The organism is Agaribacillus sp. DX54 (assembly GCF_056858335.1).
This window is the reverse complement of the sequence record NZ_JBXEQE010000001.1, coordinates 453,323-473,125: the sequence shown is the minus strand read 5'-3', so window position 1 is coordinate 473,125 and position 19,803 is coordinate 453,323. Positions and strand designations below refer to the sequence as shown.

Sequence of the window (19,803 nt, the reverse complement as noted above, 5' to 3'; positions counted from 1 at the left end):
TAAGTTAGAAAGGGGCTTCTTCACTATCTTTGGAGCCTTCACTTTCCTGATTGGGAGTGCCGCTCTCAGGGTCATTAATTTTACTGCCATAAGTCACTGTTTTAGCACTGGATTCAAAAGAAGACACTCCTCCTGCACCTGGCAAGGAAGTGCCATACTGATCCCCATAAACGCCCATATCCAGGTCCATAAATTTGGTGAATTTTCCGATAAATTTCAGTTGGATCGTATCGAGGGAGCCATTTCTGTGTTTTGCTATGATCACCTCCCCTACCCCCTGAGTAGGCATACCACTTTCGTCCTGCGTTATTCCATAATATTCCGGTCTGTACAAAAACATCACCATATCGGCATCCTGTTCAATAGAACCCGATTCCCTGAGGTCAGATAACTGAGGCCTTTTGTCGCCCCCGCGGGTTTCCACGGCCCTGCTCAATTGTGAAAGGGCAATTACCGGAACGTTTAACTCTTTGGCAATTCCCTTTAATGCCCTGGATATAGAAGCAATTTCCTGTTCCCTGTTGCCACCGCCACTGCTTTTGGAACTTTCGCCGGACATCAGTTGCAGGTAGTCGATAATAATCAGCCTGACATCATGCTGGGCTTTAAGCCGCCTGCATTTGGCACGAAGTTCCAGAATGCTGAGCGCTGGGGTATCATCGATAAAAATTTTGGCTTTGCTGAGCCTATCGGTTTTGTGTACCAATTGTTTCCATTCATAATCAGCTAGATTCCCTTTTTTTATCTTTTCACTTTCCAGCTCAGCTTCAGCGGAAATCAACCGGTTAACCAATTGGATCGAGGACATTTCCAGAGAAAAAATGGCGACAGCATGGTCAAAATCCACCGCAGCATTTCTCATAGCGGAAACGACAAAAGCCGTTTTACCCATACCCGGACGGGCAGCAATAATCACCAGGTCGGAGTTTTGCCACCCTGAAGTAAGGCGATCCAGCGCAGTGAAACCACTGGGCACGCCGGTTAATCCGTCTTTGTGATCTTTTCTGGCCTCTAGCTCCTTCATGGCCTGATACATGAGCGATTTCATGTCGGCATAATTCTTCCTGATATTAGACTCGGTCACCTCAAAAATCTCCTGCGCTGTGTGATCCAGCAGATGAAAGGCATCGGTGGTGTCCTCGTAAGCATCTTTTTGTATTTCTGAAGCAATCCGGATTAAGTCCCGCTTAATGGATCGTTCTGTCACAATGCGGGCATGAAACTCAATGTTGGCGGCGGAGTTGACCCTGGCGGTTAGCTGGGTAATATAATAGGCGCCCCCTACCAGTTCGAGTTTCCCTTCTTTTTTAAGTTGATTGGCAACAGTCAACAAATCAATGGGCTCAGAATTATTAAAAAGGGTAACAATGGCCTGGTATATTTCTTTATTGGCATCCTTATAAAAGTTATCAGGCTTAAGAATATCGATAACAGTGGTAAGCGCATCTTTTTCCAGCATCAAAGCACCTAAAATGGCTTCCTCTATTTCAGTGGCCTGAGGGGGCAGTTTTCCCAATTGACTGCTTAGGTCAGCAGATAAAAAACTACGGGTTTTCAACGGTAGTCTTGAAGCAGCGGACTTGTCCTTTTCCATGTGATCCGGTAAGTATTAAATGTATTGAATGTTTGTATAGGTGTAATGTCAAATCCCGAAACAAACCTATTAAATCATTTTCAAAATCCTGTTTAACCCCTGCTATTTATTATCAAAAACTTATCCACAGAAAATAAGCGGATTTTTCCACATATGAAATACTTTTCCTGGTATTTATACACAAAATTTTTCTAAATATCCACATTTTATCGACATTTAAAAAACGATTAAATTTGTCACTCCTCTATTTTATCTTAATTTTGAGAGCTTAATACAAGGTTGATGCAGAAGAAAAGTAAGAAAGTACATTTTATTGCCATAGGGGGAAGTGTTATGCACGGTTTGGCGATTGCATTGCACCAAAAAGGCTATGAAATAACCGGATCGGACGATCAGATTTTTGGGTTATCCAAAATGAATCTTGAAGCATATGGACTGTTGCCAGAACCGGGATGGGATGAAAGCAGGATTACCGGCGAATTGGATGCGGTGATTTTGGGTATGCATGCCCGAAGTGATAATCCGGAGCTACTTAAGGCCCGGGAATTAGGATTAAGTATTTACTCCTATCCCACCTACATCATGGAACATTGCAGGGACAAACAACGAATAGTCATTGCCGGCAGCCATGGGAAAACTTCAATAACCGCCATTATTATTCATGTACTTCAACATTTAAATAAAGATTTTGATTATTTAATAGGCTCAAAAGTAGAAGGATTTAACAACCTGATCCGTTTGAGCGAAGCGCCGGTGATCATTATAGAGGGGGATGAGTACTTGTCATCGGCCCTAGACCCGACTCCCAAATTTTTACAATATCAGCATCATATTGGCCTGATCAGTGGCATCGCTTGGGACCATATGAATGTTTTTCCGACAGAGGAAAATTATGTGAGACAATTTGACAGATTTGCCGACTCGATCCCGAAGGCCGGCTCCATCATATTTTGCGAAGAAGACGCTATGGCTTCGGTCATCGGTAACAAGGAAAGAGCGGACGTCAATAGATTTGAATACAAAACCCATCCCCACTATGTTAAGGAGGGAAAAACCTATTTAACCACGGCCCAAGGAGATGTGTCACTGGAAATTTTCGGTTCACACAATATGCAAAATATTGCGGCTGCCAAAGAAGTTCTAATTCGATTAAGTGTGACCGAAGAGCAGTTCTACAAAGCTATTAGTTCGTTCAAAGGTGCTGCTAAAAGGCTGGAAATGGTCAATGAAAATCACACTACCGCGTTTTATAAAGATTTTGCCCATGCACCTTCCAAAGCAAAAGCTACAATTAAAGCCCTGAAGGAGCAATCTCAAAGGGAATTGGTAGCATGTCTGGAATTGCACACTTACAGTAGCCTGAACAAAAACTTTCTGCCACAGTACAGTGGCAAGTTAAATGATGCGGACTATCCGATTGTATATTTTAATCCCGACACCCTGGCCAGTAAAAAGTTGCCCGAATTGGATGAGGACAACATAAAAGAGGCTTTTAACCATCGATCACTGGAAGTATTTACCGACAAGGACAAACTTGTTTCTTACCTGAAGAACATCGACTGGCAGAATAAAAACCTGGTAATGATGAGTTCGGGTAACTTTGGGGGGATCAACCTGCAGGAACTTGGCAAAGAAATAATTAATTGACAAACTCAATGATATTAAAACTTAAAAACCCGCTTTCATTTTTTGATCTTGAAACAACCGGCATAAACATTGTTACTGACAGGATAGTGGAGATTTCTATTGTGAAAATGATGGTGAATGGGGAGATCATAAAAAAAACCCAACGGATTAATCCGACCATTCCTATTCCGGCAGAGTCAAGTATGATTCATGGCATTTATGACGAGGATATCAAGGACGCACCTACCTTCAAGAGTATGGCGAAAGAATTTGCCAAATTTCTGGAAGGCAGTGACCTCGCAGGATTCAACGTACTCAAGTTCGATATTCCTGTATTGGTTGAGGAATTTTTGAGGGCTGATGTGGATTTCGATACCGGCAAACGGAAGATCGTGGATGTTCAAAAGATTTTTCATATGATGGAAAAAAGGAATCTAAGTTCAGCATATAAGTTTTATTGCCGGAAAACCCTTGAAAATGCCCATAGTGCCGAGGCAGATACTATCGCCACCATGGAGATACTGGAAGCCCAGGTGCAAAAATACGACGGTATGGATGTCACTGATATGAAAGGCAACAAGGTGGGAATTATTGAAAACAACATTGACACGTTGCACCAACTGACTAATAAAAATATGGTGGATCTGGCCGGCAGGATGGTTTATGACAATAACGGAGATGAAATATTCAACTTTGGTAAACATCGCAACAAAAAGGTTATCGAAGTATTCCGAAATGAACCCAGCTATTATGACTGGATGATGAAGGGTGACTTTCCACTGGAGACAAAACGAAGGCTTACAGAAATCAAATTGCGTGGGTTTAACTCAAAATAAGCACAATTTTCGCTGTCAAAAACTCCATTTAATCCTGAGGAAAAACGCCGGGGAATTGGCCTCATAGCCCTTTTCTTTTTTCTCATAAAAAATCTGGCCGATCAGATCCAGGTCAAAGTTACTGAATACCGAAGCCGTCAGTGTAGGGTTGACAAAGAATGACGCCTCTCCGGGAAACGTCATCCATGAGAATGCGGCAGTTAAAAGTGGGTTGACGGGATAACTGGTTTGTAAAAAAGTGGCATAAGGAAAAGGCAGTACTCTTTTGGTGTCAAGGCGATCAAAATTCAGGGTATTGAACCCCTCCAGCCCCGCCGCAGACTCCAATCCGGTATTAATTAAAAAAGAGCCATTTAAATACAACCCGTTAACAAATGAGTAATCGGCTGAAAGCGATACCAAAAAAGTTTCAAAAGCGCCTTCTTCATGATCGTTCAAAGGCTTAAACCAGGTAAACTCTCCTTTAAAACCTGCATCCTCGATACTTCCGGCCCACCCGGAGCCCAATACAATATCCTGCCTGGCCACCCCAGCTAAAAACTGAAAATCGTAGTTCCATTTATTAATTTTCCATAACCCTGCCACCACCCATTCATCCATATCATCGGTAATATTAGCCGCTAACTCCATACTTGAGGCAATCCCTGTATACTTCTTGATGCGAATGGCATCAGAACCCGGACGCTCTTCATAATCAAAGTCGAAAAAGGAATAGGCATTAAAAACATCATTGGGATTCCAGGCAAGGTTAATCCCCCAGTTGATCCGCTGGCGGCCAACTCTTACTTCCCAGTTGTTTTTATTGTATTCCAGGTATATACGATCAATAGTGGTATTAAAAACCAGTGACCTGTCATCAATCAGGTTAAAACTAAGGTCAAAAAAATCATTGTTTATATCAGGCAACCGGCCAAACCCGGGAATCTGCCGCACCAATTCGCCATAAAATATACGGTTTCTCAGCTCTATCCTGGCGGTGAGGTTTTCATGGGCATACCATTGAAAATTCAGGCGGTTATGTAACAGGTTATCCGTAACTACCGAGTCCATACCATCTACGAAAAAAAGGGTGCGCAGATCTTTGACATAGCCACTTAACTCCCATTTTATCTCCTTTTCCTGTGCCTGTGTTCGACTATACCCTATTAAAATCGTCAACAACAAACATTTAAGGCCGGTCTTCATGCGCTTTATTGGTTACAAGATTATTATCGGATACAATCAGACCGTCTTCCAGGCGGATCACCCTTCGCGCTTTGTCAATAACACGCTGATCATGTGTGGAGAAAATAAAAGTGGTACCTTTCTCTTTATTGATCCCTGCCATAATATCCAGGAGGTTGGCGGTAGCTACTGAATCCAGGTTGGCGGTAGGTTCATCGGCCAGAATAAACGCTGGCTCAGATGCCAGGGCCCTGGCTACCGCCACTCTTTGCTGCTGCCCTCCTGAAAGCTCCGTGGGTCTTTTATCCTCTTTTCCTTTCAGGCCAACCGCCCTTAATAAATACATAGCCCGATCATTCCTTGCACGTTTGCCTACTCCCTGCAATTCCATAATCAGGGCAATATTTTCCCTGGCTGTTAATACCGGAATAAGGTTGTAGGATTGAAAAACAAAGCCAATCTTATCCAGGCGAAAATCAATCAATTTGTTTTCCTTTAAATTGGAAAGATCATTTCCCTCAATCGTGATTTTGCCTTTTGTAGGGTTATCTAATCCCCCAACCATATTTAACAAGGTCGATTTGCCACATCCGGAAGGACCGACAATCGCCGTAAATTCTCCCCGGTCCACAGAAAAACTGATACCTCTTAGTGCGTTAACCGGTACTTTGTCAGCGTTATAGACTTTGGTGATTTTATGGGCCTCAATTACTTTCATCATGTTGATTTTAGACTTTTCTCAGCGCTTCGGCCGGCTTTAATTTTATAGCCTTCAACGAAGGGTAAATGGATGCAATAATCGTGGTAATAAAAATTCCCAGCGAAAGAATAAAATAATGATTTCCTGAAATTATGGGATAAATTACAGCCTCGTAACCAACCTTCTGCAAACCCTCGGCATAGGCTGACAGGTCCAGTCCGAATCGATGGAAATAATTAATGGTCAGGTAGCCCAGGAATAGTCCGGCAGGACAGGCTACCAGGCCTAAATAAACCGTTTCGATGGTAATCATGAAAAACAACCTCAGCTTATTCATGCCAATGGCCATGAGCATTCCCAATTCCTTTATTCTTTCCAACACGGCCATAAGCATGGTATTGATAATACCGAAAATTAGTGCTGTCATAAAAATGATCACCAAAATATAGATATTTGTGCCGGATTGCTCGACAATTAACGATAATTCAGGTGCCAGCGTATCTCCCACCTGAACATTTAAGTACTCGGCTAAACCCTTTCCTATGATCAGAGAATTCCCGTTTTCCGTTAAATATTGACCTTGAACAAGTTTTTCTTTTAAAGAAGTTAATTCATTTTCTTTAAAAGGGTCAATACCGATCAACATGGCTCCCTTGGCTTTTTCTCCAAAAGATACCAGGGAAAAAGATTCTATCCTGGGCACTATGGTGACAATCGATTCGCTGGCCATCAGGGCCTTTTCAACATTTTCAGGAAGGGAAAAACTGTTATCCAGGCTTCGCTCCTCCCAATAGCCCGTTTTATGGATTTGCGCATAACCTGTATAAAATCTGACTGAGTTGCTGATCATATTGGCATAGGTGCCCAATTGCATAGATTGCATCACAGAGGCAAAAAATACGGCAAACGCAATAGACATCAGGGTGATGATGGTTCTTCTTTTATTCCGCCAGATGTTTCGCCAGGCTAATTTTAAATACATGGCTACAGTGTTTTAGGTTTAACGCACCTTTTTCATGTTTTGCAGGGAAAAGAACTGATCCGGAATATCAACGTCAAAAGCTATATTCACATATTGGATTACCGTTTTTTGTCCTTCCTCATCAGCAGGTATCATCTCCAGCCGCGTAGGAATCACCCGCCCACCGATATCTCTGATGTCTTTCAAAATCATGGTATTGATCAAATAGCCATCCTCATCATAGTATTTGATCAGCTTTTGAAGCAAATCCTCCTTGGTGATACAGGCATCGATTTTTCCCCAAACCACAGGTGCATCATCTTTGGGAATCAAAACAATTTTATAACAGTCGTAATGATCGATAAGTGTATCGCCTAATAGCTGATGGTGATAATCAGTAACAATCGACGACTGCTTGACCAAATCATCATTGGTAAAATCTGATCCCATCCAGGATTGCATCATCATCGAGGGGGGCAACTTGATTAACCGGTCAATACGCGGCTGCCAGTTCCATAGCTCTTTGTCCCTTTTTAAAAACGCAGCCCCTTTGTCACGAGCTGGTGCGGTGATTAAAATGAGACTTAATTCCTGACCTTTGGCCCAGCTTTTGATTTTTATCTCCCGCTGCCAATCAGGGCGTTGTATGGTCATGGTCATTTCGGCACGATTGGATTTCCCCTGCATTTTTTCATCGGCTTTTCTGATGATTTCGGTGGCATCCTGCCCACAGACTCTGAGAGATAATAAGATGAATAAGACATTTGTAAATATCTTCATGACTAATTACAGTATTTTTCTATTAAAAAATCAATGATTTCTTCTAATTGCTCCTTGTTTCCGGAGGTGATGTATTGCACGCTAATGCCGTCAAACAAAGCTGCCAAAAGTAATGCCTCACCTCTGGGGTTTTCAATTCCCTTATTTTTAAGCATGTTTTGAAATGTGGTAAAATACACCTTGACCTCTTCCTCGATGGTATGCTTCAGGAATTCAACCTTTCCTAATTCCTGCTGCACTGACAGTGATATAGCCAACCGGTAGAATTCCTTTTTTTTAATGAGATGTTCCTTCGACAAGATGAACATCTCCTTCAATGCTTCATTAGGATCCGCCCTGTGCATAGCCTCCAAAAATTCGCCCCCTTCCTCCATTAACATGACCACTACCCCTTTCAGAAGATCCTCTTTGCTGTTATAATAATTGTAAATAAGTCCTTTGGAAACGCCTGCATGCCTAGCAATAGCACTCACGGAGGTGTTATGATAACCTCTTTTGGCAAAAAGATCAAAAGCCGCCATGAGAATCTTGTTCTCGCTTTGTGCACGGATCTTCGCTATTTGTTCTTTGGATCTTGGACTCATATTATTTAATGACTGACCGGTTGGTCAATATTTAAATAAATATACGGTAATTCATAAAAAGAGTCGAGGTTTAAAGGTTTTTTTTCGAATTAACAGCAGATAGAAATCTGTGAGTACAATGGAAGGGGTCAGTGAGCGGGAGCCGGAGTTAGGTGAGAGGGGGCGGGAGGCAGGGGTCAGGTGAAGTGTGGGCGGGATAGTCGGAGAGGTTATTATATGGCGGTGAGCGGGAGCCGGAGGCAGGTGAGAGGAAGGGTTACCGGTTGCTAAATAACCTGTAAAAGCGGCATCCTGCAGCAATCGAAACCCACAGCTACGTAGCCCATCAACACCCCCATTTTCATTTTAATTTTCATGCTAATTTTAATTATCAAGTATTTCAATCTCCACCCGCCTATTGAGCGGAGCTTTCAAATGGCCTTTGGGATATAACATCCTGCGGTCTCCCCAGCCCTGGATTTCAATCCTTTCCCCGCTGATTCCGCGGGCGCCAAGGTAACGTTTAATAACCTTGGCCCTTTCGGCCGACAGTAATTTGTCATCACCCCTGACCACTTTGTTCCTTCCGCTGAGTTTAAAAAACCTGTCATCATTTTCCGCAAGCAAATAAACTTCCCCCTTAAAATCCCCGTTGGTATGTCCGTGAATTTTAATACGGAGGTTCGACTTGGTCTGCAATACGTCATTCAGGCGTTCCATTTCATCTTTTGAAACCTTTCTCAGCACGGATGAATTCTTATGGAAGAGTAAATTATTAAAAACCACAATGTCCCCTTTGTCTGCCCTGACCAACTGGTTGATGGCCGCCGAAGACGTTGACTTAAAGGTGGTCGGCGTTGCTTCCTCTTTTGGTTTCGCCTTCTTTGCTTCCGGTGCCGGACTACCGGTTGTTTCAGAGGGTGTTGTGCCCCTGTTTTCCTTTTTTATTTCATTGGAAGATGCAGAAGCGGAACTTGTACGTTGTGCAGCCTGACTGGTACCTGCGTCACTTAACAATACACTGCTTTTGACCTCTGCACTGGCGATCAGCCGCTCTGATAACGGTTCACCGGTTTCTGTTGAAAACACCCAGGCATCCTTAATGAAGTTTATATCCCTGAGCTTGGCACTCACCCTGTGCGCCGATTTTATATCGTCATAAATCACGATATATACATAATAAAGCCTTTTTTCCTTGTTGAGGAAATACTTGGGTTCAAACCCTACGGAGGTTACCCTTCTAATCAGTTTATCGGCATTTTTAAGTTCCCTGAAAGCACCGATGATTACATAATGCCGTGGCCTTCTTTCATCCGATAACAAGCGCTTTCCAGGCAAGAATTCTGCCGATGTCGCCTCATAATCAGCCCCGGCCGTTTTCAAATCTGCCATCAGCGCGGCCACTGAATCCATCGGCCGGAACCAGCATAAACACCCCACCAACAACATTTTGTAATCAATCACCATACCCTCTCAGTTTTATACATTAATATAACCATAAATCGACAAAATAGATCATATATGTACCTTATCACTCCTTAATAACCAGAAAATCTAAGACAAAAATTATTATAATTGAGGACAAATATAAAGTCATTTACTACAAGGCCGATACTTTCTATAAAATTCTATAAACCAAAGTTTTATTCTCGCAAATAAAATTTAGTTTTGTACCTGGCAGGTAATATTGCAATTCAGGGATTCAAATATACCGAATCCGGTTGCAAAAGTATACCGCACGGACCATTTAACAACTAAATAAACGATTATAATCGATGAAAATTCTCGCTATAGGCAGGAATTATGCCGAGCACATTGAAGAGTTACAGAACGAAAGGCCGGATGAACCACTAATTTTTCTAAAACCCGAAACATCCGTTATAAAAAATAATGCCCCTTTCTTTTATCCGGACTTCAGCACCAATATCCATCACGAAGTGGAAATCCTGGTGCAAATTGACAAGCCTGGAAAAAATATCGATGAAAAATTTGCTCACAAATATTACAGCCAAATCGGCATAGGCATCGATTTTACCGCAAGGGACTGGCAGCAAAAAGCCAAGGAAAAAGGCTGGCCATGGGCCATTGCCAAAGGGTTTAATGGTTCTGCACCGATTTCTTCATTCTTTCCTGTCGGAGATTTTGGCGATATCGGGGATCTGAATTTCAGTTTAAAAGTCAATGGGGAAACAAGGCAGCAGGGTAACACCGAACTTATGCTGTTTTCCATTGATTATATCATCGCTTACTTATCAAAATTCTTTTTGTTAAAAAAAGGAGACATCATTTTTACCGGCACACCTAAGGGTGTGGGGCCTGTGGAAATAGGTGACAGGCTTGAAGCATTTATCGAGGATAAAGAATTGTTGAACGTTGAAGTTAAGTAAATACATATCTTCTATGTTATTGCTGGCAGGGCTGATGAATCCGGCGGCGGGCCAGAATGGTGGCAGTAATTATTATCTTTTTCCTATTAAGCCAGGTAACAGAAACTATCTCGCAGGAACCATGGGAGAATTGAGAGCCACCCATTTTCACGCTGGACTGGATATCAAAACCGACGGCGTGGAAGGCCTGCCTATCTACGCAACCGCCGACGGATATGTATCCAGAATCAAGATATCGACCGGTGGTTATGGCAATGCCCTTTACATGCTTCATCCCAACGGCACCACCTCAGTCTATGCTCATTTGAGCAAGTTTGAGGAAGAAACCGGGGATTATATCAGAAAGGAACAATATAAAAAGGAAAGCTTCAGTATTGAGTTGTTTCCAGCACCGGGACAATTTAAATTTAAAAGGGGTGATGTGATCGCCTACTCCGGCAATAGTGGTTCATCGAGTGGTCCGCATTTGCATTTTGAGATCAGGGACCAGCGCCAGCATGTGATGAATCCCCTGAATTATGGATTTTCCGAAATCATAGACAATACCCCCCCTTCCGTTAGAAAAGTTGCCCTGGTGCCCATGGATATCAACTCCAGGGTCAACAAGGCATTTAAAAGGATAGAGTTGACCCCGGTCAGGAACGGTAGCAAATACACTATCAACAGGAACATAAGTGCCTCAGGACAACTCGGCATAGAACTTTTAACCTATGATCGCCAGGATGGAAGCCCCAACAAAAATGGTGTTCAGGTAATCGCCTTGTATGTAGACGACAGACTGGTTTTAAAACAAGAGATTAACCGGTTCTCCTTCGCCAATACACGTGACATTTTGGCCCTGACCAATTATGGAGTGATGAAAACGCGGCGTACAAGGTTCAATAAACTTTATATCGACGACGGCAACGGATTAGGTTTCTACAAAAATGCCGTAAACAAGGGAATAATTAATATGCTGAATGGCCAAGATCACAAGATAAGCGTTCACCTGACAGACACTTACGGCAATAAAAGTGAACTTAGTTTCACAGTGACCGGAGAAGCATTGCCCTCAGGTAACCAGGTTTTTACCAAACTTCCCCCTAAAAAAAGAACGTTTGAGATTTTAAATAATACCCTTATTTTATCAGCAAAAATCAAAGAAGGCCAGGCCCCTTTTGCCAATGTTTATGCCAACCGGATGAAACATCGATTAACCCCTTCTTATTATCATAATAATCAGGCCGTGTACCTCTGGAATTTAAAATATGCCCTGCCCGACTCTGCCGATATTTGTGGAGACAGCCTTTACTTTAATTTCAAAGCAATGGTTCCTTCCAACAGTGCCTTTAATTTTTATGATAAAAGTCTGAAAATAAGCTTTCCCCAAAAAGCACTTTTCGATACGCTATTCCTCACCACTGACTACAGATTGAACAGTGACTCCACCATGGAATATTTTGAAGTAGGGCCTGTCAATACCCCAATGAGGAAATTTGCTGGTTTTACTTTCAAACCAAAATTGGAATATCAGGATAAAACCCGGTACAAAGCTTATTTGGTTACAGGAAAAAACAACTACAGCTATCAGGGAGGAAATTGGAACAGAAATGAATTTGCGATCAAAACCAGAGACTTTGGCGTTTACACGCTTTTAAAAGACTCCATCCCCCCCACGATTAATCCGCTTCGTATCAGTACCGGTCAGATCAGGATGGAAATAGATGATGATCTTTCCGGCATAAAAAATTTCAGGCTTACGGTAGATGGCAACTGGGTACTTATGAACTATGATTACAAACGCCAGTTACTATGGTCGGAAAAACTGGACCCGGCAATACCCTTCAAAGGTGAGATGGTGTTACGGGTAGTGGACAATTCCGGTAATGAAAATGTATACACCAAAACAATTAAATAATTATTTTTGCCCCCATCAAACAGAACAGTGAAAATTTGGTTTAATCATAAAAATTAAACTATCGGCCCTGGCTTTGGCTTCGGCATTAAAACTAATTTTTAAAATTATGAATTTAAACATTGGCGATCAGGTTCCGGATTTTGAAGCGGAAATTCAAGACGGATCCAATATCAAACTTTCAGACTATAAAGGAAAGAAACTTGTTTTATTTTTCTATCCGAAAGACAATACCCCAACCTGTACCACAGAAGCTTGCAACCTCAGGGATAACTACGAAGAGTTTCAGAAGCTGGGATATGAAGTTTTAGGTGTTAGTACAGACAGCACCAAATCACATCAAAAGTTCATCGATAAATTTGATTTGCCCTACAACCTCGTCTCCGATCCCGATAAAAAAATCCATGAATTGTTTGGCACATGGGTGGAAAAACAGATGTATGGTAAAAAATACATGGGCACTGCCAGAAATACCTTTGTTATTAACGAGGATGGAAAGATCGAAAACATCGTGGAAAAGGTCAAAGCCAAGGAACATACCAACCAAATTTTATCCTAAACACGCTCATAAACCCTTTGTGCCCCTTCGTGTCTTCGCGCCTTTGTGGTAAAAAAAATTGAACCACGGAGACACAAAGACACAAAAGGGTACGAAGTTTATTGGTTTTCTATGCCATTTAAGCGCCAAAAATTCTGAGTTATAGGAAAGAAAATACTAAATTTGGCCAATCATACTTGGAGTAACTTTTTTTCGATCCATTTTGCTTAAACAATGATTGACCAAACAAACGCAACAATTGACCAAACCGAGATAGCAGAGTTAAAAAAGATAGCCTCACAGGTCAGAAGAGACATCGTAAGGATGGTTCACGCCGTTCAGTCAGGGCACCCTGGGGGTTCACTGGGGTGTACGGAGTTCTTCGTAGCTTTATATTTTAAAATACTCAGCGCCGACCCGGCCTTCAATGCGGAGGGTATTAATGAGGATTTGTTCTTCCTGTCCAACGGCCATATTTCACCAGTCTGGTATAGTGTATTGGCTAGAAAAGGTTATTTTGAGCTGTCAGAGCTGGCGACTTTCAGAAAAATCAACTCAAGATTGCAGGGACATCCCGCCACAGAGGAAGGTTTGCCCGGAATCAGGGTGGCTTCAGGCTCGTTAGGTCAGGGGTTGTCAGTATCTATCGGCGCGGCGCAAACCAAAAAGCTCAACAAAGACGACCATTTGGTTTACACCTTAACAGGTGACGGCGAACTGCAGGAAGGGCAGGTATGGGAAGCTATCATGTATGCGGCCCATAACCAGGTAGACAATATAATTGTCACGGTAGACCACAACGGACAACAAATCGACGGCCCTGTGGATCAAATCCTGTCTTTAGCAAATTTAAAAGAGAAATGGCAGGCCTTTGGATGGCAGGTAATCGAATCCAAGGGTAACGATATGGAAGAGGTGATAAATACTTTGACCCATGCCAAAACTTTGACTGGTAAAGGAAAGCCTGTAGTTAACCTCATGCGGACTCAAATGGGCAACGGTGTGGATTTTATGACAGGCAGTCATAAATGGCATGGCGTAGCGCCCAATGATGAGCAGTTGCAATCAGCATTGAACCAACTGGAGGAGACATTGGGAGATTACTGAATAACTCATGTCATTCCGGCTGATTTTCCTGTCTTTAATACTGATATGGCTACAAGATATTGCCTTAAGCCAGATTAACCAACAAAAACTACCGGACAAAACCAGGATCTTATTCTTATTGGATGCTTCAGGAAGTATGCTTGGAGGGTGGGAAAGAACCAACAGAATCACCGCAGCAAAAAAACTACTTTCAGACCTTGCAGACTCCTTAAAAGTCAATCAAAACCTGGAGCTTGGTCTGAGGGTTTATGGGCATCAGTTTAACAAGCGGCTACAAAATTGCCAGGATACCAAGCTTGAAGTGGGTTTTAAGACAGTCAATCACGATTTAATAAAAAACAGACTGGCAGCAATAGTTCCCAAAGGTACCACACCCCTGGCCTACTCCCTGGAACAGGCCGCCGGTGATTTTCCTGATCAGAAGGACGTAAGAAACATTGTTATTATCATTACCGATGGACTGGAGTCTTGCGACGGCGACCCCTGTGCCGTTTCACTGGCTCTACAAAAAAAGCGAATATTTCTTAAACCGTTTATCATAGGATTGGGTATGAATAAAAGCTTTGAGGGCGAGTTCGACTGCCTCGGGCAGTTTTTTGACGCCGCAAATATCAGAACATTTCGGAAAGTCTTAAATACCGCCATTCAGCAAACCCTGGATAAAACCACTGTAAGCGTGGAATTGCTGGACCAGCAGGACAAACCTACTGTTACCAATGTCAATGTCACCTTCATAAACAATGTAACCCGGGAACCTGCTTATGATTTTGTACATTACCGTGACAGGCAAGGCCGGCCTGACTCGGTTGAAATTGACGCCGTACAGGGGTATGATCTGATGATCAATACCATTCCGGGTATTTTAAAGAAATATATCCGGATCGTACCGGGAAGGCACAATGTTTTGAAAGTTAATGCCCCACAGGGACAGATGACCGTACTTCAACCAGGACATACAGAGTACCGTAAGGGTGTAAAGCTCATCATCCGGAGACATAAGCAGGGTAAAGTTCTGCACGCGGCGGACATTCAGACAAAAGAAAACTTTTTAATTGGGAAATACGACCTGGAAATCCTTACTTTGCCTAAAATTCTTCTAAGGGGCGTGGAAATCGAGGAGGGAAAATTAAAAGAGATAAAGATTCCTGATCCCGGCGTGATGAATCTGTACGCTAACGTTAAAGGTTTTGGAAGTTTGTATACCATAGATGAAAATGGCATACAATGGTGGGTTAAAAACCTGGACAGGAATAAAACCAGGTTTACCATGGCCATACAACCAGGAAACTATAAGCTGGTATTTCGGGCAGAAAATGCCTTTGGAAGTAAGTATACAACAATTAAAAAATTTACAATAAAATCAGGTACAACAACTAACATTAAATTAATCGGCGGATGACAAAATACACTTTTACTGAAAAACAGGATACCCGGTCAGGGTTTGGAGCAGGTTTGCTGGAAGTCGGCAGGAGCAATGAAAACGTAGTCGCCCTGTGTGCGGATCTGACCGGATCACTAAAAATGACTGCCTTCCAGCAAGAGTTTCCGGACCGTTTTTTTCAAACCGGCATCGCCGAAGCCAATATGATGGGGCTGGCAGCGGGTATGACTATTGGAGGTAAAATACCCTATACCGGTACTTTTGCCAATTTCTCAACCGGCCGTGTCTATGATCAGATCAGGCAATCCATTGCCTACTCGGAGAAAAATGTTAAAATTTGTGCCTCTCACGCAGGGTTGACCCTGGGTGAGGATGGTGCCACACATCAGATACTCGAGGACCTGGGCATGATGAAAATGATGCCCAATATGGTAGTGATCAATCCCTGTGACTATCATCAAACCAAGGCAGCCACCATTGCTATTGCAGATCACCATGGTCCGGTTTATCTTAGATTCGGGCGCCCCAAAATGCCTGTATTTACTCCTGAGGATCAAACGTTCCGGATCGGCAAAGCTATAAACTTTATAGCGGGTAACGATGTGAGCATCTTTGCTACCGGCCATATGTTGTGGTATGCGATAGAAGCAGAAGCTATTTTAAGTGAGAAGGGAATCAGCGCAGAAGTCATTAATATTCATACTATAAAACCGTTGGATCAGGAAGCCATACTCCATTCGGTAGCAAAAACCGGTTGTGCGGTTACTGCTGAGGAACATCAGATTAACGGTGGCCTCGGCGATAGTGTGGCACAGACTTTATGCAGAAACCATCCGGCCCCGGTTGAATTTATAGGCGTAAATAATTCTTTTGGAGAAAGTGGCAAACCTTTGGAGCTACTCGACAAATATGGCCTAAGCACTGAAAGCATCGTAAACGCTGCGGAAAAAGTCATTGGAAGGAAATAACAGCGGGTTACATTTTTTTCCGGACTACTTTCAAAGTATCTGTTTTTTTAGATATTTGCCATAACAACCGATACAGCACCAGACTATCTTACAAAGCCTGCTATATGATCTAAATTATAGTTAGATTTAAGCATGATATCACAGCGGCAACTTTTCCTTAATCATGTAGCACAGACTTCTGATTTTCCCCTGATGCTTGAAATTGAAAGGGCAGAAGGAATAACACTTTATGATAAGCATGGCAAAGCATATATTGACCTCATTTCCGGCATTGGTGTCAGCAATGTGGGCCACTGCCACCCCAGGGTGGTAGAAGCGGTGGTCAAACAGGCATCGACTTATATGCATCTGATGGTTTATGGTGAGTTTGTACAAACACCGCAGATCCAACTGGCCAAGGCGCTGACAGATACGTTACCCGATACATTAAACAATGTTTATTTGGTCAATTCAGGCTCCGAGGCCATAGAGGGTGCATTGAAATTAGCCAAAAGATATACCGGAAGAAGGGAAATAATATCTTTCAAAAACGCCTATCACGGATCTTCTCATGGAGCGCTTTCGGTAGGAGGCAGTGAGGTTTTCAAACGGGCATTTCGCCCTCTTTTGCCTGGAATCAGACAAATTGAATTCGGAAATACCGAGGAACTACAGGCAATTAACGAAGATATTGCGGCAGTTTTAGTTGAAACTGTGCAGGGTGAGGCCGGGGTCAGGGTAGCCGATTCGGCCTATTTTAAGGAATTGAGACAAAAATGCCATCAGTCCGGAACTTTGTTGATATTGGATGAAATCCAATGTGGTTTTGGCCGAACCGGAAAATTCTGGGCTTTCGAACATTATGAAATAATTCCGGATATGATGGTCTCCGCCAAAGCCATGGGTGGTGGTATGCCCATTGGCGCTTTTATCGCCTCGGAGGAAATCATGTCGGTGTTAAAGAACAATCCTGTTTTGGGTCACATTACCACTTTTGGTGGCCATCCTGTCTCCGCCGCAGCCTCGCTGGCAGCCCTGAATGTTATCATTGATCAAGACCTGCTTTCAGACGTAGAAGAAAAGGCAAATTTGTTTAAAGAGCAACTCATACACCCTGCCATCAAATCCATTCGTAATAAAGGATTAATGATGGCGGTTGGGTTTGAATCCTTTGAAATATTGAAACCCATTATCGACAGGGCTATCGATCTGGGCGTGATCACTGATTGGTTTTTGCATTGTGACAAGGCCATGCGCATTGCCCCTCCCCTTATAATCTCCACCGATGAAATTCATCAAGCCTGCCAGATCATCAATCAGGCCATTACAGATTGCTGTTAAAAGAGCTGTTTTACATGATCCGGAGGCCGCCCGATAATTGCTTTATTCCCCTTTACAACAATCGGCCGTTCGATCAATTTCGGATTTTCATGCAAAATTTTCAACCACCCCTCATCATCAAAGTTTTTCCCTTTAAAGTGATCCTTAAATATCGCTTCTCCTTTTCTCACAATATCCAGGGGTTTTAATCCAAGCTTTTCCAAAACAGTTCTAAGTGTTTCAACCGAAGGAACTTCATTTAAGTACTCAACCACCTCCACCGCTTCTCCCTGATCTTTGATTAGTTGCAAGGTCTCCCGGCTCTTTCGACACCTGGGGTTATGATAAATTTTTAACATATTATCAACTGTTTGTGAATCAGGACAAAATTACATAATCAAAAATTATTTTCAGATCTACCGCCGTCTGTTATTCTCAGTTCAACCATAGTTCTCTAATCACCCGGTTACAAATACGCCTGTTTTAAAGCCCGGGAATAAATTTTCACCTATCAAGACCACCCTTATCGATAGCGATGTGGCCTATCAGCTTTAGAAAATATTTGTAAAAACCATTCTTAAAAATTAAGCGCCAATTACTATACTGATCACACAAAAATATAAGTCCGATAAGGTTACATATGAAAGATTGTATTGAAAAATCAAGTTATTATTGATCATGAGTAGTCTATATTTCGCCAATTCAGCTAGCCCATGTACTTAAAACAATATGGTTATGAACGAACATGCTTATCAATCAAAAATGAAATCACCAGGCGTTGCTTACGCATTATGGTTCTTTTTAATGGCTCATTTTGCCTATTTAGGTAAATGGGGACTCCAAATACTTTTTTGGTTAACACTTGGCGGACTTGGAATATGGTGGGTTGTAGAGGCCTTTATGATTCCCGGTCGTATCGAAAAGTACAATCTTTTGATTTCTCAAAAAATTGAGTCGATCGAAGAAAAAGAGGATACAAAAACAGGAAACCTGACAATTCCCCCAGCCACGCAGGCTGTGGAAGAAAATCAGGATGAATCTACTTTCTCAAATCCGGCATAGATCTATTGCCTGGTTAGATTTTTCAATCACATTTGTGATTTTATTCATAGATCAAATCTTTTGAAGGACGGTTTATTTTACAAACCGTTCTTTTTTATGGCAAAAAATCCAGGCCGGAAGTCATCATGATTACTCCTCCTGTCGATAGGCCAAATAGTATGACTCGCCACGCCTGTAGTAGCCCTTCATATTTATGACAACAATCCCTGCGAACGGGCTATTCCCAATGAAACACGTAAACAGGTTGAAGCAGATAATTCTTTGCTGGTTGTATGAATAAGCACATTGTCGATGAATAATACCTAAAAAATCGATAATCTGAATGGATTACTATAAATTAGAGGCAAATTCAAAACCTAACTAAAACTACTACCATGTACGAAACTTTTTTGTTTATTCATTCCTGGCTAAGGTGGATTGTCCTTGTCTTGGCTGTGCTGGTCATTATTAAATCCTTTTTAGGCTGGCAATTAAAGCAAAAATATGGCAGGAGTGACAATGCCCTGTCAGCTTCATTTGTAGGATCATTGCATTTACAATTATTAATCGGTTTGGTACTTTATTTCTTTTTGAGTCCGATAACCACCAATGCTTTCCAGGATTTTGGAGGGGCCATGAAAGCCGCCAGTATCAGATATTGGGCCGTAGAGCATATTTTTGTGATGATTTTGGCTGTGATAGTAGCACAAATAGGCCGCTCCAGGTCCAAAAAGGTGAGTTCCAGCAAAAAGAAGTTTAAAACCGTTACGGTATTTTATTTGATTGCTTTGCTCCTGATGCTTTCCAGAATCCCCTTTCATGAAGCAGGAAGGATGTTTAGGTAATGATTTTTTGTGCCTGTATTTTTATTTTATAAGCGAAAACCTCTTTGTGTCTTAGTGTCTCCGTGGTAAAAAATGGTGAACCAAAAAGGCACTAAGACACAAAGAGACACAAAGAATTT

General features: G+C 42.2%; 19 protein-coding genes. 11 read left to right on the top strand and 8 right to left on the bottom strand.

Features of this window, described 5'->3' with window-relative positions; genetic code table 11:
• Positions 1-4: 4 nt before the first annotated feature.
• On the bottom strand, positions 5-1,594 hold the full coding sequence (dnaB, locus tag AC04NP_RS01900; RefSeq protein ID WP_482857602.1) for a replicative DNA helicase: 1,590 nt from the start codon (positions 1,592-1,594) through the stop codon (positions 5-7).
• 282 nt (positions 1,595-1,876) lie between these two features.
• Here dnaB and AC04NP_RS01895 point away from each other — a divergent pair, with 282 nt between their 5' ends.
• The gene (locus tag AC04NP_RS01895; protein ID WP_482857601.1) at positions 1,877-3,241 is read left to right on the top strand and encodes a UDP-N-acetylmuramate--L-alanine ligase; all 1,365 of its coding nucleotides are present in this window, start codon (positions 1,877-1,879) and stop codon (positions 3,239-3,241) included.
• Between the two features lie 8 nt (positions 3,242-3,249).
• The gene (locus AC04NP_RS01890) at positions 3,250-4,056 is read left to right on the top strand and encodes an exonuclease domain-containing protein (RefSeq protein WP_482857600.1); all 807 of its coding nucleotides are present in this window, start codon (positions 3,250-3,252) and stop codon (positions 4,054-4,056) included.
• A gap of 15 nt (positions 4,057-4,071) precedes the next feature.
• On the opposite strand, the gene AC04NP_RS01885 is transcribed toward AC04NP_RS01890, so the two are convergent.
• The 6 genes from AC04NP_RS01885 to AC04NP_RS01860 form a co-directional block, all read right to left on the bottom strand.
• Positions 4,072-5,214, bottom strand: a complete 1,143-nt coding sequence (locus AC04NP_RS01885; protein ID WP_482857599.1) for a hypothetical protein — start codon at positions 5,212-5,214, stop codon at positions 4,072-4,074.
• Between the two features lie 10 nt (positions 5,215-5,224).
• Positions 5,225-5,941: an ABC transporter ATP-binding protein gene (locus AC04NP_RS01880; protein ID WP_482857598.1), complete on the bottom strand. Its 717-nt coding sequence runs from the start codon at positions 5,939-5,941 to the stop codon at positions 5,225-5,227.
• A gap of 7 nt (positions 5,942-5,948) precedes the next feature.
• Positions 5,949-6,902, bottom strand: a complete 954-nt coding sequence (locus AC04NP_RS01875) for an ABC transporter permease (protein WP_482857597.1) — start codon at positions 6,900-6,902, stop codon at positions 5,949-5,951.
• 18 nt (positions 6,903-6,920) lie between these two features.
• Positions 6,921-7,661, bottom strand: coding sequence for an outer membrane lipoprotein-sorting protein (locus tag AC04NP_RS01870; RefSeq protein WP_482857596.1), 741 nt, complete (start codon positions 7,659-7,661; stop codon positions 6,921-6,923).
• Positions 7,662-7,663: 2 nt separating this feature from the next.
• On the bottom strand, positions 7,664-8,245 hold the full coding sequence (locus AC04NP_RS01865) for a TetR/AcrR family transcriptional regulator (RefSeq protein WP_482857595.1): 582 nt from the start codon (positions 8,243-8,245) through the stop codon (positions 7,664-7,666).
• 363 nt (positions 8,246-8,608) lie between these two features.
• Complete coding sequence (locus AC04NP_RS01860) at positions 8,609-9,691, bottom strand: OmpA family protein (protein WP_482857594.1); 1,083 nt, start codon at positions 9,689-9,691, stop codon at positions 8,609-8,611.
• A 308-nt stretch (positions 9,692-9,999) separates the two neighbouring features.
• Here AC04NP_RS01860 and AC04NP_RS01855 point away from each other — a divergent pair, with 308 nt between their 5' ends.
• The 7 genes from AC04NP_RS01855 to AC04NP_RS01825 all read left to right on the top strand — a co-directional run bounded on the left by AC04NP_RS01855 (position 10,000) and on the right by AC04NP_RS01825 (position 17,819).
• Positions 10,000-10,611, top strand: coding sequence for a fumarylacetoacetate hydrolase family protein (locus tag AC04NP_RS01855; RefSeq protein ID WP_482857593.1), 612 nt, complete (start codon positions 10,000-10,002; stop codon positions 10,609-10,611).
• Positions 10,598-12,508, top strand: a complete 1,911-nt coding sequence (locus tag AC04NP_RS01850; RefSeq protein ID WP_482857592.1) for a M23 family metallopeptidase — start codon at positions 10,598-10,600, stop codon at positions 12,506-12,508. The genes AC04NP_RS01855 and AC04NP_RS01850 overlap by 14 nt, the downstream gene beginning before the upstream one ends.
• A gap of 106 nt (positions 12,509-12,614) precedes the next feature.
• Positions 12,615-13,064, top strand: a complete 450-nt coding sequence (gene bcp, locus AC04NP_RS01845) for a thioredoxin-dependent thiol peroxidase (RefSeq protein WP_482857591.1) — start codon at positions 12,615-12,617, stop codon at positions 13,062-13,064.
• Positions 13,065-13,277: 213 nt separating this feature from the next.
• Complete coding sequence (locus AC04NP_RS01840) at positions 13,278-14,150, top strand: transketolase (RefSeq protein WP_482857590.1); 873 nt, start codon at positions 13,278-13,280, stop codon at positions 14,148-14,150.
• A 7-nt stretch (positions 14,151-14,157) separates the two neighbouring features.
• The gene (locus AC04NP_RS01835; RefSeq protein WP_482857589.1) at positions 14,158-15,549 is read left to right on the top strand and encodes a vWA domain-containing protein; all 1,392 of its coding nucleotides are present in this window, start codon (positions 14,158-14,160) and stop codon (positions 15,547-15,549) included.
• Positions 15,546-16,499, top strand: coding sequence for a transketolase family protein (locus AC04NP_RS01830; protein ID WP_482857588.1), 954 nt, complete (start codon positions 15,546-15,548; stop codon positions 16,497-16,499). The genes AC04NP_RS01835 and AC04NP_RS01830 overlap by 4 nt, the downstream gene beginning before the upstream one ends.
• A gap of 135 nt (positions 16,500-16,634) precedes the next feature.
• Complete coding sequence (locus AC04NP_RS01825; protein ID WP_482857752.1) at positions 16,635-17,819, top strand: aspartate aminotransferase family protein; 1,185 nt, start codon at positions 16,635-16,637, stop codon at positions 17,817-17,819.
• On the opposite strand, the gene arsC is transcribed toward AC04NP_RS01825, so the two are convergent.
• A complete protein-coding gene (gene arsC, locus AC04NP_RS01820) occupies positions 17,816-18,157 on the bottom strand; it encodes an arsenate reductase (glutaredoxin) (protein ID WP_482857587.1) in 342 nt (113 codons plus the stop codon). The genes AC04NP_RS01825 and arsC overlap by 4 nt on opposite strands.
• A 376-nt stretch (positions 18,158-18,533) precedes the next feature.
• Here arsC and AC04NP_RS01815 point away from each other — a divergent pair, with 376 nt between their 5' ends.
• Together AC04NP_RS01815 and AC04NP_RS01810 are read left to right on the top strand one after the other, a co-directional pair.
• Positions 18,534-18,860, top strand: coding sequence for a TM2 domain-containing protein (locus AC04NP_RS01815; RefSeq protein ID WP_482857586.1), 327 nt, complete (start codon positions 18,534-18,536; stop codon positions 18,858-18,860).
• 374 nt (positions 18,861-19,234) lie between these two features.
• Positions 19,235-19,684 carry a hypothetical protein gene (locus AC04NP_RS01810; RefSeq protein WP_482857585.1) on the top strand — a complete coding sequence of 150 codons (450 nt, stop codon included), beginning with the start codon at positions 19,235-19,237 and terminating at the stop codon, positions 19,682-19,684.
• The last annotated feature ends 119 nt before the right edge of the window (positions 19,685-19,803 follow it).

Excerpts from the sequence above, each read along its gene's own strand:
- dnaB (WP_482857602.1), bottom strand. The coding sequence starts at position 1,594 with ATGGAAAAGGACAAGTCCGCTGCTTCAAGACTACCGTTGAAAACCCGT.
- AC04NP_RS01895 (WP_482857601.1), top strand. The coding sequence starts at position 1,877 with ATGCAGAAGAAAAGTAAGAAAGTACATTTTATTGCCATAGGGGGAAGT.
- AC04NP_RS01890 (WP_482857600.1), top strand. The coding sequence starts at position 3,250 with ATGATATTAAAACTTAAAAACCCGCTTTCATTTTTTGATCTTGAAACA.
- AC04NP_RS01880 (WP_482857598.1), bottom strand. The coding sequence starts at position 5,941 with ATGATGAAAGTAATTGAGGCCCATAAAATCACCAAAGTCTATAACGCT.
- AC04NP_RS01875 (WP_482857597.1), bottom strand. The coding sequence starts at position 6,902 with ATGTATTTAAAATTAGCCTGGCGAAACATCTGGCGGAATAAAAGAAGA.
- AC04NP_RS01870 (WP_482857596.1), bottom strand. The coding sequence starts at position 7,661 with ATGAAGATATTTACAAATGTCTTATTCATCTTATTATCTCTCAGAGTC.
- AC04NP_RS01865 (WP_482857595.1), bottom strand. The coding sequence starts at position 8,245 with ATGAGTCCAAGATCCAAAGAACAAATAGCGAAGATCCGTGCACAAAGC.
- AC04NP_RS01860 (WP_482857594.1), bottom strand. The coding sequence starts at position 9,691 with ATGGTGATTGATTACAAAATGTTGTTGGTGGGGTGTTTATGCTGGTTC.
- AC04NP_RS01855 (WP_482857593.1), top strand. The coding sequence starts at position 10,000 with ATGAAAATTCTCGCTATAGGCAGGAATTATGCCGAGCACATTGAAGAG.
- bcp (WP_482857591.1), top strand. The coding sequence starts at position 12,615 with ATGAATTTAAACATTGGCGATCAGGTTCCGGATTTTGAAGCGGAAATT.
- AC04NP_RS01840 (WP_482857590.1), top strand. The coding sequence starts at position 13,278 with ATGATTGACCAAACAAACGCAACAATTGACCAAACCGAGATAGCAGAG.
- AC04NP_RS01835 (WP_482857589.1), top strand. The coding sequence starts at position 14,158 with ATGTCATTCCGGCTGATTTTCCTGTCTTTAATACTGATATGGCTACAA.
- AC04NP_RS01830 (WP_482857588.1), top strand. The coding sequence starts at position 15,546 with ATGACAAAATACACTTTTACTGAAAAACAGGATACCCGGTCAGGGTTT.
- arsC (WP_482857587.1), bottom strand. The coding sequence starts at position 18,157 with ATGTTAAAAATTTATCATAACCCCAGGTGTCGAAAGAGCCGGGAGACC.
- AC04NP_RS01815 (WP_482857586.1), top strand. The coding sequence starts at position 18,534 with ATGAACGAACATGCTTATCAATCAAAAATGAAATCACCAGGCGTTGCT.
- AC04NP_RS01810 (WP_482857585.1), top strand. The coding sequence starts at position 19,235 with ATGTACGAAACTTTTTTGTTTATTCATTCCTGGCTAAGGTGGATTGTC.